8 protein-coding genes are annotated in these 12,889 nt (G+C 39.0%); 4 read left to right on the top strand and 4 right to left on the bottom strand.

Annotated elements, in window-relative coordinates:
* Positions 1-204: 204 nt before the first annotated feature.
* Both CUN59_RS18560 and CUN59_RS18555 read right to left on the bottom strand, forming a co-directional pair.
* Positions 205-5,535, bottom strand: coding sequence for a chemotaxis protein CheB (locus CUN59_RS18560; protein ID WP_104389238.1), 5,331 nt, complete (start codon positions 5,533-5,535; stop codon positions 205-207).
* A 170-nt stretch (positions 5,536-5,705) separates the two neighbouring features.
* Positions 5,706-6,326 (bottom strand): tetratricopeptide repeat protein, encoded by a 621-nt coding sequence (locus CUN59_RS18555; RefSeq protein ID WP_104389237.1) that lies wholly within the window; start codon positions 6,324-6,326, stop codon positions 5,706-5,708.
* A 262-nt stretch (positions 6,327-6,588) separates the two neighbouring features.
* Between CUN59_RS18555 and CUN59_RS18550 the strand changes: the two genes are divergently transcribed.
* From CUN59_RS18550 to CUN59_RS18540, 3 genes are all read left to right on the top strand, one after another.
* Positions 6,589-8,115, top strand: coding sequence for a CPBP family intramembrane glutamic endopeptidase (locus CUN59_RS18550; RefSeq protein WP_104389236.1), 1,527 nt, complete (start codon positions 6,589-6,591; stop codon positions 8,113-8,115).
* Positions 8,116-8,438: 323 nt separating this feature from the next.
* Positions 8,439-8,813, top strand: coding sequence for a phage holin family protein (locus CUN59_RS18545; protein WP_104389235.1), 375 nt, complete (start codon positions 8,439-8,441; stop codon positions 8,811-8,813).
* Between the two features lie 70 nt (positions 8,814-8,883).
* Positions 8,884-9,075 carry a YqaE/Pmp3 family membrane protein gene (locus CUN59_RS18540; RefSeq protein WP_104389234.1) on the top strand — a complete coding sequence of 64 codons (192 nt, stop codon included), beginning with the start codon at positions 8,884-8,886 and terminating at the stop codon, positions 9,073-9,075.
* Between the two features lie 156 nt (positions 9,076-9,231).
* Here CUN59_RS18540 and CUN59_RS18535 read toward each other — a convergent pair whose 3' ends face one another.
* Positions 9,232-10,026 (bottom strand): histidine kinase, encoded by a 795-nt coding sequence (locus tag CUN59_RS18535; RefSeq protein WP_104389233.1) that lies wholly within the window; start codon positions 10,024-10,026, stop codon positions 9,232-9,234.
* 930 nt (positions 10,027-10,956) lie between these two features.
* On the opposite strand from CUN59_RS18535, the gene CUN59_RS18530 reads away from it, so the two are divergent.
* On the top strand, positions 10,957-12,585 hold the full coding sequence (locus tag CUN59_RS18530; protein ID WP_104389232.1) for an iron uptake porin: 1,629 nt from the start codon (positions 10,957-10,959) through the stop codon (positions 12,583-12,585).
* Positions 12,586-12,740: 155 nt separating this feature from the next.
* Here CUN59_RS18530 and CUN59_RS18525 read toward each other — a convergent pair.
* Positions 12,741-12,889 (bottom strand): JAB domain-containing protein (locus tag CUN59_RS18525; RefSeq protein WP_279327318.1); only part of this gene is annotated, 149 nt, incomplete at its 5' end.

The raw sequence follows: 12,889 nt of genomic DNA, 5'->3' as shown, positions 1-12,889 counted from the left end.
AACTTTTTCAGCAACCCCTATCTAGTGGGAATCAGTAGTCAAAAGTAGGGGTTTAGTATTACGCTTTACCCCTATAGATGGAATGCTCAACTATTTGGATAAGTAGATAGACATGAGATAACCACAATATGTAAAGAAAATTAATTTTACCTCTTGCCTTGCCATAATGACAATTTTTGATGGCAACCTACTTATAATCAGCTTTCAAGATAGAAATTTTTCTAATCTCTGAATAATTTGGGGGAAGTCAGCCACAGTATCCGCTAGATAGGCCAAATCAAAGGTATCAATTTGGTTTTTGAGGATGGTGGCGTATTCTCCTAAATAGGGACATTCATATTGTTTTGACCAGCTTTGTAATCTCAAAGCAAAGGATCTTAATTGGTCTATCAACAGGGTTTGATGCAAAGTTTTCCAAACAGATGCTTCTTCCTGCTGGAGTAATTTTATCAGTTCTGGTAGCCTAGCTAACGCTTGAGGCGACATTTTGGGTGTGGTTGTGTCTGATAAAGAACTCGTCTTGGACTCTGTTAACAGCCGGGAGGGAAATAACCGTTCCAACTCATTTAAAAGATCCTGACGACTGACAGGTTTGCGTAAAAAGCCTTGGGCTAGGGTTTGTAATTCTTCAAAGTCTTGTTCTTGAATAGAAGCTGTCACCATGATGACGCAAATATTTTGTGTGATGGAATTTTGCTTTAGTGTTTGCAAAACTGCTAGTCCGTCGATTTGCGGCATGACCAAATCTAGTAATATCAGGTCAGGATGATGTTTTATGGCTAATTGCAAAGCGATCTCACCATTATCTGCCATCATGATTTGATGGGGGGTGGAATTAAAATAAGCGTGTAGTAAATCCCGGTTAGATTGTACGTCATCAACGATGAGAATTTTTAGCGCCGAAAATTTACTTAAATCATGGTTTTGTCTACTTGTTGATGGTGAATCTGAGGTAGTTTGAGTAACTGTAATTTCGGGAAATATCAAGGTGAAGGTGCTACCGCGTCCCAATTCGCTGATGACTTCAATTGTACCGCCCATCATTTCTGTTAATCGTCGGCTAATTGTTAATCCTAGTCCAGTGCCGCCATACTTGCGATTGCTTTGTCCTTGACTTTGACGAAACGCATCAAAAATTAACATTTGATCCCGTGGGGAGATACCAATACCTGTATCAGAAATAGCTATTTCTAAATGTGCCTGATTCTCGATGCTGGAATTGATCCGACTGTTGACGCGCATACTGATGCCGCCTCTTTCGGTAAATTTAATGGCATTACCAACAACATTTACCAAAATCTGACGCAGACGTACTTCATCAATATATATTTCTGTAGGAATGGATTGATCAACTTGCAGATTTAAAAACAGTCCTTTTTCTTTAGCTCTTTGCACAAACATTTGTTGTATATCTTGCAAAAGAGGTGGCAGATTGACAGATTCATAGTTGAGTTTAAGTTTCCCAGCTTCAACTTTGGATAAATCCAGGATGTCGTTAATTAAAATTAATAAGGTGCGGCCATTGGTTTGAATGGCTTGAAGATAATTCTGCGCTAAATCATCACTGACAAGATTTTGTAACAGTTCCGCAAATCCTAAAATCGCATTCATGGGAGTACGAATTTCATGACTCATGTTGGCGAGAAATTCACTCTTGGTACGACTTGCGGCTTGAGCTTTTTCTGTGGCTGCTTCTAGGGCTAAATTTTGTTGAGCGAGTTCTATTTGCCGCTTTTTGGCTTCTTGAAGGAGTTTGGTATGGGCGATCGCAATGCCGACTTGGGCGGCTACAGATTCCAGCAGAATGATGTCTTCCCTAGTCCAATGACGGGGATGATAGCATTGATGTAAACAAATCAGACCATTGGGTTTGCCTTGGTAGGATGTGCGAATTCCTAATATTGATTGCAGTCCGATCTGTCGAGAGGTTTCGATTTTTGATAATAGCAAGGGATGAGTAAATACATCATCAATAGCGATCGCTGTATCTTGCTGGAGAATTTGATGAATCTGGGAATTACCCGCAATTGGCCCCAATAATCCTTTAATGGAAGTTATTCCCGGACTTAAATATTCTGCTACTACTGGTAAATGTTCTACTGGATCAATCTCATAAGTATGCAGCAAACAGCGATCTACTTTAAAAGCTTCGCCGATGCGGTTAGCAGAAGTTTCAAATAGTTTTTGAGGTTCTAGACTTTGGCGGATTTCGTCGGTAATTTGTTTTAATAATCGTTCTCTTTGTACCTGTTGTTCGAGGATTTTTTCGGCGGTTTTGCGATCGCTAATATCTACCAAATAACCCACACATTCTAAAGGCGCGTCCTGTTGATCTCTAATTAATCGCAACTGGGCAAAGAACCAGCGATATTCTCCATTAGCGCACCGTAACCGATATTCTAAGGAGTAGGTGCTGTCAAATTCTAAACTCGCTAATCCTGTTAATACCCCATCTCGATCTTCAGGATGGATATACTCATACCAAAATCCGCCTTCATCTATAAATACTTGGGGGGAATAACCCAAAATCAACTCCACATTTTCACTAATGAAAGTAGCCTGATAATCGCCACTGAGTTGACAACTAAATAAGATCGTTTGGCTGGAGTTCATCAAAGTGCGTAATCGTTCTTCACTTTGACGCAAAGCCATTTGAGCTTGTTTAAGTTCGGTAATTTCCACCACTACAGCACTAACAGCTTTACCCCCATCAGGTTGATTAACAGGATAATAACTAGCAATCCAATGTCTTTGGATATTAGGTTGAGCCGGTGTACACCCAGAAATCTCTACATTGCGAATTGGTTTTCCCTTAGTTAATACCCGGCGTAAAATTGGTTCAACCCGATCAGCTAAATCTGGTAATACTTCCCGTAGTTGCTTATCAATATGTGCATTAGCTGATAAACCATTTATTTCCGCCATGGCCTCATTGATTCGCACAAATCGCAATTCTTCGTCATGGAGTACCAACCCCACGGGGTTTGTATTATAGAGTTTTTCTAATTCTTCCGTGCGGCGTTCTAAAGCTTGTTGTACTTGTTTAATTTCATTGATGTTGACAAAGGTAATCACCACCCCATCCGCTTGACCGTCATCTCTGAGATAGGGATACAACCGCATCAATAAATGATTTTCAGTATTATTTAGTTTTACCTCTTGTTCAATGGGGCGTTCTGTCTCTACTACCTGCTGTAATAATTCCAGTAGATTACTACAATTCATGTTATGGGTGATGTGCTGGATGGGGCGTTCTACATCCGTTTCTAACAGGTTAATAGCTGGAGTAGCTGCTGGGGTAAATTTACGAATTTGCAATTCCCGATCTAGGAAAATTACGCCAATTTCACTACTTCTGAGTAAATTATCTACGTCGTTAGATAATTCTAATAATTGCCGAATTTTGGTTTGATATTCTGTGTTAACTGTATATAGTTCTTCGTTAACAGAATGCAATTCTTCATTGGTACTTTGTAACTCTTCATTAGAAGCTAGCAATTCTTCATTAGTTGCTTGTTGCTCTTCATTGGTGGTTTCTAATTCTTCAATAGTAGCTTGCAGATTCTCCCTAGTTTGCTGCAATTCATACTCTAAATCTATAATACGTTGAGTTGCTTCTGCATCTTGCTGAAAAGGTTCAGGACGGTTTGAGAGAGAAGGACGTTCTTCATTTTCAATAATTAACATGAAGAAGTCCGTCATTCGGGTATCTCCCGTATGATAGGTAACTTCTAAATTTACACTACGGATGCGATCGCCCTGATTTAAGTGAATATTCCCATACATCACGGGTTTACGCTCCCGTTTGGCACGATGTAATGCTGTATTAATCGGTAGTTTCAGAGTTTGTGGGACTAAATCTGCGATCGCCCTAGTCATCTGTCCCTCTGGAACTTGCATGATTTCCACGGTATCAGTAACTACATGAAACAGTTCTAAATCATCATTCACTAGAAGACAGGTACATTGTCTGCGGCGAACAAAGGCACTAAAAGCTGCTGCTAACGCCGGGTCAAACTGAACTGTGCCGCGTCGTCCCTGACTAGGGCGGGAGACAACAGGAGTTATATATTCTAAATTTTGATTTGATATTGGTAAACGAACATTTCGCCGTTTTTGATAAATTTTGAATTTTTCATATAAGGGACTAAATTCTTCAATTAATTCCCCTGGTGTTTCCGCAGCACCTAACAACAAAATGCCTTTGTGCATCAAGGAAAAATGCAACATTCTCATGACGTGCTGCTGCAAGACTGGCTGCATATAAATTAGAACATTACGGCAGCTAATCAAGTGCATACGCGTAAATCCCGCATTTTTCGCCAAGTTGTGGGGAGCGAAAATAATCATTTCCCGCAACGCCCGCGACACATGGAAATTACGGTTACGAAAGGTAAAATATTTTTCTAAGCGTTTACGAGAAACATCAATACTAATACTTTCAGGATAAATGCCTTCTGCTGCTTTACTTAAAGCGGCTGCGTCAATATCTGTGGCAAAAATCTTGACACTCAGTTGTTTACCTAAACGGTTGATGACTTCATCCATTAAAATCGCCATGGAATAAGCCTCTTCACCGGTCGCACAAGCTGTTACCCACACCCTTAACTGTTGACCATTTTCCAAAGGGCTAATTAATTCGGGTAAGACTTCCTTATCTAAGTAGTCCCAGGCTGCTGAATCACGGAAAAACCTTGTCACCCCAATCATTAAATCATCGCGTAGCAGCGCCCGTTCTTCGCTGGAGGTTCTTAAATATTCTACGTATTCATCTAAGAGATTATGTCCACTGAGGGAACAACGGCGATAAATGCGACGGCTGAGAGTGCTGGGTTTATAATAGGAAAAATCGAGCTTTTCGTATTGATTGAGAATTTGAATAATAGCGCGGAGTTTCTCTGATTCTAATTCTGGCAGTAATGATTCACCTGAAGTCGCCCCTTGGCGCTGCATTTGAATGATTTCATAAATCGTCCGTGCCATTTCCGCCGGTGGCAGAACTTGATCTACAATACCTGTAGCGATCGCACTTTGGGGCATCCCATCAAACTCTGCTGTCCCAGGTGACTGAACAAAGGTTAACCCACCCGACTCACTAATACTTTGTATTCCTCTTGTACCATCACTTCCCGTACCTGAGAGAATCACACCCATTGCTTGCTCCCCACTATCTCTTGATAGGGAATCTAAAAAAATATCAATGGGAAAATTAGGTTGTTGTCTCGGTGGTTCACTTTGCTGAATTAACTCTAAAGTTCCATCATTAACAACTAAATTATTCTGAGGTGTAATTAAATATACTGTATTCGGTTTAATCTGCATTCCACTCTGTACGCGCTTCACTGTCATGCGAGTACGACGTTCTAGCAGTTCTTTCATCAAACTTTTAAAATCTGGAGAGAGGTGTTGCACCACCACAAAAGCTGCACCGCTATCGGCGGGCATATTATCAAAAAACTCCTCCAAGGCTCGTAGTCCTCCCGCAGAAGCCCCAATACCAACCACGAAACAATGGTTCTTAGTCTCTTCAGACACTAAAGATAGCTCCTAATTCTAACTATTAATTATTGTAGTCAGCAATTTGTGTTATCGAAACAATCGGATCTAAAACCAGACTTCCCCCCAAAGTTTTCACCAGTAGGGTATAAATCCCCGTTACAAAAATTGCCTCCTAGCTTCTGCCCCCGCACGGTCTCCTGCCTTTGTTAAGACCACTGACGCAACTGCTTATGTACTACAGCTAAGTACCACATATAATCATCAATTTTGTACTCATCCGCAGCTTTAACTATATATTCTTGTGCTAACTGCAAATTATTTTCAGCTTCATGATATAAACCTAAATACAGATGACTGTAAAACTTACCTTTTAATCCTGCCAATTTTCCCACATTCAAAACATCATCTGTTGTACAATGACCTGCAAATAAATTATATATTGCTGCCATGATTTTTCGAGGATCATTTTTCACAGATAATAAAGTATTACGGGCTTCTATCACACCTGATAATCTAGCTATGCAAAGATATCTCCAGACAGTTTCCTCCACATCTTGAGCATTAACAGTTAAATCTCTTTCAAACTGTTTTGCACCTTCAGCAAATCGTTCTACATAATAATAACTTAACCCGCGTTGCCAAAGATAGGGAGTAATATTAGGATCTAATTTTTCGGCTTGATCAAAATCTTGAATAGATGCCTCAATGTTAGCTAATTTAAAATAAACCATTCCTCGTCTAACATAAGCATTAGCATTATTCGGCTGACTTTTAATGGTATTATCCCACTGCTGAAGTTGATTTTCTAAAGAATTTGTAAAAAACATCTTACTAATTGCTAATTGACTGGTAATTTTAGATTTTAATGTACAATATTTGATTTATGAAAAGATACGTAGAGTGCGTCAGATATGACAACTCTGTTTGTTGATAGGATTTATGTAGTCTGGGTTGGTAAGCTTGCCGAACCACACCCTACAATACCTAATTTTTTTCAAAAATCAAATATGAGTTCTATGGAACCTATTTTTAATTATCCTCTACCTTAGATTATAATACAGTTTGTATTCTTAATTTAAAGGCAAATGAATGACAATTAAACGATGGTTGTTAATTGGGCTAACTTTATTAGCAATGATATCCTCCGGTGCATCACTATTGAGTAGCTGGCAAAAACCCCAATTTCAAAGTCGTTTGGAATTATACCAAACAAATCTGATTTTACAAGCTCAAGCCTGGCAACCAGAAGACACTAATGACCAAAACATTCAAAAAATTCAAGAATCTATTCTTGGTGCAAATCCCCTAGAAAGCGCGGTCAAGCAATATCAACAAGCTAGTGAATCTGTTAAAACCAGTTTGCAAACAAATAAGAAGAAACTAACTGAAATAGAATCTTCAAATATTAAGTCAATTTCTCCACAGGAAAAAAGTTTACAAAAGTCTATTCAGATAGAAAAAAAACTGTTAGCAGAAGTAGATTTACGTTTGGGAATTTTGCAAACACAACAGCAGGAAATAGACAAAGCTGTGGAAACTTGGAATCAGTTACAACAATATCCAGACATTGACCCTAAATATCAACAAACTGCCCAAGTTTTAACTGGAATTTGGAGTAAATCCCCGCAGTTATTCCCCAAATCTGAAAAACTAATTCAACAAAATTTAGATAGTTGGTTTCGCTTTACAGCCCTAGCGCAATTATATCAAATTCAACAACGTCCAGAAGCCTTATTATCTCTGAAAATAGCTGAACAAGAAGCAGCAACCGAAGCATTGTTAAAATTAACAATAATTGCTACTATTCCTAGTTTATCAGCCTTAATCGGGTTCATTTTACTAATTATTCTATTGATTCAACGCTTGTTTAAAGGTGAAGAATCTCTATTAGCCACCAATGGGAATTTAGTGTGGTCAACTCCCTGGAATTGGGAAATAATCATTCAGGTTTTTGTCCTCGGTTTTTTACTAATGGGGCAATTATTTGTACCAGAATTATTATCTTTGCTACCTATCCCTCGTGATCCCAATAATTCCAGAATTGGTGCTTTTGTTGTTTTAATTACCTATCTATCAGTTGCTTGCGGTTCTTTATCAGTTCTGTATTTTTCTATTAAGCGTTTTTTCCCCCTTCCTGAAAACTGGTTTAGCTTCAATTTCTTGAGTAATTGGTTTTTATGGGGGTTAGGTGGCTATTGCAGTGCTTTACCTATTGTGGTGATAGTATCCTTAATTAATCAAAAATTATGGCAAGGACAAGGCGGTAGTAATTCACTCTTACAAATGGCATTAGAAAACCAGGATAATATTGCTTTGGGGATATTTTTCTTTACCGCCGCCATAGCTGCACCATTTTTTGAGGAATTTCTGTTTCGTGGCTTTTTATTACCATCTTTAACTCGTTATACCTCTGTTTGGGGAGCAATTTTCATCAGTAGTTTATTATTTGCGGCTGCTCACCTGAGTTTATCAGAAATACTCCCATTAACAGCCTTAGGAATGGTCTTAGGAATAGTTTACACGCGATCGCGCAATTTACTTTCCTCTATGTTACTCCACAGTCTTTGGAATAGCGGGACATTAATTAGTTTGTTCCTGCTAGGAAGTAATAATTAAGGAGTTCAGTAGGGGCGAACGGCCGTTCGCCCTGACAGGAGTTCGGGAGGAAGAAAGAAGAAAATTTTCCTGTTCCCTATTCCCTATTCCTAATATATAACTTCCGATAGATAGAAATTACCCCTAAAAAAAGATGTTAAATATTTATTCATATTTTAAAAATAGTAATAGCACAGATAAGTAGGTGAACCGGAAAAATTAAAGGTATGTGAAGAAAAGTAAAATCGCCCAAAACGAGCTGCACTGAGCCTGTCGAAGTGTTCCCTTGCCCCAACGACAATTTTTAACGCTAACCTACTTATTTCTATTTCTGAGGTAAAACAATGTGGGGATATTTTTTCATCGCACTCGCTACAGCTTTAAGTTTACTCATTGTTGATTTACTTGTTCCAGGGGTAAATATTGCTAATTTTCCCTCAGCGTTAATTGCCGCTATGATCATTGGTTTGGTTAATAGTGCAATTAAACCGACTCTCACGATCTTATCTTTACCTCTAACCTATCTCACCTTGGGTGGATTTTCTCTCATTCTCAACGGAATTTGCTTTTGGTTAGCATCGGTTTTAGCACCAGGCTTTGAAGTTCGAGGATTGATCGCTTTTATTCTTGGTCCGATAGTTTTGTCTTTAGTTAATACCTTTTTAAGTAAATACTTCGCCGAAAAAGGTTTTCAATTCCAAGATACTCACACGCAATAGGTATTATTATTTCGTAGGGTGGGCAATGCCCACCAGCAATTAAATCCAATTTACAAATTAGGAAAAATCCATGAATTTATTACGTATACTTCTCGGTGTATTTCTACCCCCCTTGGGGGTTTTTCTCACAGTTGGATTTGGTCCAACATTGTTAATTAACATTTTGTTAACCTTGCTGGGTTGGCTTCCTGGTAGTATTCATGCAGTATGGGTAATTGTCAAACATGGAGAAAACATGAATCGAGAGGAAGGAAGTTATTAACAATTTGTTGATTTCTAAAAAAGTAGGTTGGGTTAAGCGACAGCGCAACCCAACAAAATCATTTATAGGGAATAGAGAATAGTGAAGAAATAAAGAGATTTTTCAATAATCTAAGGAAACAATTAAAAACCTCTAAAAAGCTTGTTTAATCTGCGGTTAGTGACTACGAATATCCTGATCCGTAATTTCTTTATCTTTGAATAAATCAGCAGTGGCTAATAGTAAATCTCGCAAATTTTGTTTTAACTGGCGTTCTTTTTGCGCTAATGCTGCACCTGCATTTGCTAACTGTTGTTCAAGAAAGGAATATTTTTCTTTTACCTGTAAACTTACAGATTCAGCTTGAGAATGGGATTTATCATACCATTGTCTGGCTTCATTTAAATACTCTTCAACCTGTTGACCACCTCCGCTATAGCGTGCAGATAAATTTGCTCTCACAATTGCTAATTGTGCTTGTAATTGTGCATAGCGTTTTTTTAATAATCCCACTTCCTCACTATCTTTAATTGCATCAATTGCTGAATCAATAGCAATTTTTGTATCCGTAGATTTATCTTGACTGGTATCTACTATGTTTGTTAAAACTCCTTCAATTTCTGCTTGTAGTTGTTCTTCTTCCCGATCTAATTTTGCTTGAAGTTGCTTGATTTCTGCGTGGGTTTTGACAATAGATGAATGTCTGTTAATATTGATAGCTTCCATTGCACCTTCAATGGCAGCTACTACCACTTCTTTAAGCTCACTACCTTTTTCTTGGACATTATCAATGACTGTAGAAACAGCATCATTGACTAAATTACCCACTTCCTGTGAACCTGCTTGAAATTCTGAACCGACTTGAGACATAGCAGATTTGACTATTTCTCGAATATTTTCTGCTTTTAATTCTCCTGTTGCCTTAGCTTGCAGCAAATCTTGTTGAATTTGTTCTTTTATGTTTTTATTCATAACGATAGTCAATGTTACTATTAACCAAAGTATGAGGAAATATGGCTAATATTTACACTCTCTCAAGATATAAGATTATCTCTATCTTCTGGAAGAACAGAATTCTCATCAGGTTGCCTAATAGGGTTTTAATGCCCCCTAACCTCCAATTTTGGGGGGCTAAATAAGCACAAAACGATTGTGTGTACACCGTAGCTTATCAAGGGGGGGAAATAGTGAAAATCCTGTTCCCTCCCCTTCACAAGGGGAGGGTTAGGGTGGGGTAAAAAATATTTGATACATCAACTATAACTTCTCAAATACCCTTTTAAACACGTACCGAGTTTGTCCTCTAGAAACCCTTTTTTAAGAAATTTATCACTTTTTATTCATAAAAGCACCATAGGTAATACTGTACAATTTGATAGATGTGAGGAGTGTCAATGAGCGCCGTCAACCACCCATCACTTCCCTTCGGGTAAGTGAGGGCTTGTAAAAGCCTAGTTGACCAGACTGAGTTCTTAACGGAACTACGTTAGAGGTAAGAGTTAAAGACCTACCAGGGAATGCGTAGCTAGTTCCCTGCTCTAGAACTTAAAAGTTAAACAGGCTTAAGGGTTAAACCAGTGCTTTTAAGATAGTTACCGACCTCTAACATTGTCGAAGCTAACATTACCCCAGAAATGGGAGGCTCTTCGGAGCAAAATATTATGTCCAAAGTATTTGTTTTAGACACTCAAAAAAGACCACTCTTTCCTAATTAATCCAGTAAATCAATTCACAAAGACCGTTACGAATATGGAAAATCAAAGATTTGTTAATTGCTCAACTGTCCCTTTTATTGTTTGTGCTGGCGCACAAAATTACTCCAGGGACGTTTCACAATTAACCCTCCATTCCTCCCATCACCAAACTGAGTACAGTTTTGGTGGGGGTCTCCTGGAGGTTTAGATGAATAAAATTTTGTACAAGATGTTAGTAGCATCTTTAACTATATCTACTATCAGCATACTAGGACAAATACAGGCTTTAGCTCAAGAGCAGCCCCCTATTTTGGAAAATCCCCAATATTCTGAAACTACGGCAACTGGGGAGATGGATCAAGTCACCTCTGTATCTCAACTTAGTGATGTACAGCCAAACGATTGGGCATTTCAAGCTTTACAATCATTGGTAGAACGTTATGGCTGTATAGCAGGTTATCCGAATGGTATTTTTCGTGGTAATCGGGCTTTGTCACGATACGAGTTTGCAGCCGGTTTAAATGCTTGTTTGGATCGAGTTAATGAATTAATTGCCACTGCTGCTAGTGATGCAAGCAGTAAGGAAACTTTAGTGACAATTCAAAAGTTGCAAACAGAATTTTCCGCAGAACTAGCAACTTTACAGGGACGGGTAGATGCTGTAGAAGCCAGAACTACTGAGTTAGAAGCAAATCAATTTTCTACGACTTCTAAATTAAGTGGTCGGGTTTTGACCTATTTAGGAAATGTTTTTGCAGAAGGGGAAGGGACTGATAATAAGGCTACTTTAGGCTATCAAGCTATTCTGAATTTGAACACTAGCTTCACGGGAAAAGATAGTTTAACGATCTCTTTGCTAGATGATAATTTGAAAGGAGAGTTTCAAACTGGTGGCAATGGTGAAGCGCGTTTTTCTGGACAAATTCGAGATCCCAGAACGGGATTAAGAATGATTGCCCTGAGATATCAGTTACCAATTGCTAAAAATCTGAGACTTTTTATTAATCCTACTTCTGGGACAAGGGTATTAAGCGAGTCTGTGAATGCTTTGGGTTCGCCTGTCACCGGTACGGTGTCTGATTTTGCGGCGCAAAACCCTTTGGCTTCTCCTATTTTTACTCGCAGTGGGATTGGTTTGTTATGGCAACCTAGTCAGTCTTTTAGTTTAGATTTGGCTGCTGGTCGAGAACGGAATGCTAATGATCCTACCCAGGGAATTTTTGGCGGTGGTAATGGTTATCTGGCTTCTATTCGACCGATGTTGAGGATTAATAATTTCCGCTTGTCTTCTTCTTTTATCCACAGTTACTCTCCCGCAGAGGGGATTGATACTTGGAGTGGTAGTACAGCTGCGGCAGTGCGGGGTCCAAATCCAAGTGTGATTCCAGGTTCAAGCGTGGGTCCAGTGGTAGCTAATACCTATGTGGCTTCCATGAGTTACCGCATTTCCCCAACTTTTGAATTTGGGGCTACTGTAGGTCGTAGTTTTGCCCGTGCTTTAGGAACGGGAACTCAGGGGGATGCTGGTGTACTCACCTATCGCTTTAATTTAGGGATGTATGATTTGGGTAAAAAGGGTAATTTGGCGGGAATTATTTTCGGGATGCAACCAAGGTTAATTAGCACAAGTAATGCAGCTATTGCTACAGGATTGGGTTTAGCACCTGAACAAAGAAGCGATCGCAGCACTGGATTTCATATTGAAGCCTTTTATACCCATCGGATTAACAGCCACATGACTATTACTCCCGGTTTAATTTGGCTGACAGCACCTAATCACGATGATCGAAATCCTGATGTAGTAGTTGGTGTTCTCAGAACAGCTTTTACATTCTAAATAATTAGGGGTTGCTGAAAAAGTTGTCTGTGATGAGAGGGAACAGGGAACAGGGAACAGTTTCAACTATCTGGATATCCTCAATTTCTCATATCCGACCCGACAAGGAAAAATGCAACTGTTTTGAGACTCCATTTGCCAAAACCTCTGCTGTATCAATCTGGTTGAGGGCATTCATCCCATAAAGTTGTAATTTCTCTTATACTCTGGTGAGTGCCATTACCTAAAATTAAATGGTCTAAAATGGGAATAGCTAGGAGTTCCGCGCCGGCTAATAACTGACGAGTCAATTCTATATCTGCTT

Origin of the sequence: Cuspidothrix issatschenkoi CHARLIE-1 (assembly GCF_002934005.1) — a bacterium.
GTDB classification, from domain to species: domain Bacteria; phylum Cyanobacteriota; class Cyanobacteriia; order Cyanobacteriales; family Nostocaceae; genus Cuspidothrix; species Cuspidothrix issatschenkoi.
Note: the sequence above shows the minus strand (reverse complement) of the source record. Positions and strands in the feature narration are given on the sequence as shown.

What these genes read in the sequence shown, in the direction of transcription:
- CUN59_RS18555 (WP_104389237.1), bottom strand. Translation starts at nt 6,326, where the DNA reads ATGTTTTTTACAAATTCTTTAGAAAATCAACTTCAGCAGTGGGATAAT.
- CUN59_RS18550 (WP_104389236.1), top strand. Translation starts at nt 6,589, where the DNA reads ATGACAATTAAACGATGGTTGTTAATTGGGCTAACTTTATTAGCAATG.
- CUN59_RS18545 (WP_104389235.1), top strand. Translation starts at nt 8,439, where the DNA reads ATGTGGGGATATTTTTTCATCGCACTCGCTACAGCTTTAAGTTTACTC.
- CUN59_RS18540 (WP_104389234.1), top strand. Translation starts at nt 8,884, where the DNA reads ATGAATTTATTACGTATACTTCTCGGTGTATTTCTACCCCCCTTGGGG.
- CUN59_RS18535 (WP_104389233.1), bottom strand. Translation starts at nt 10,026, where the DNA reads ATGAATAAAAACATAAAAGAACAAATTCAACAAGATTTGCTGCAAGCT.
- CUN59_RS18530 (WP_104389232.1), top strand. Translation starts at nt 10,957, where the DNA reads ATGAATAAAATTTTGTACAAGATGTTAGTAGCATCTTTAACTATATCT.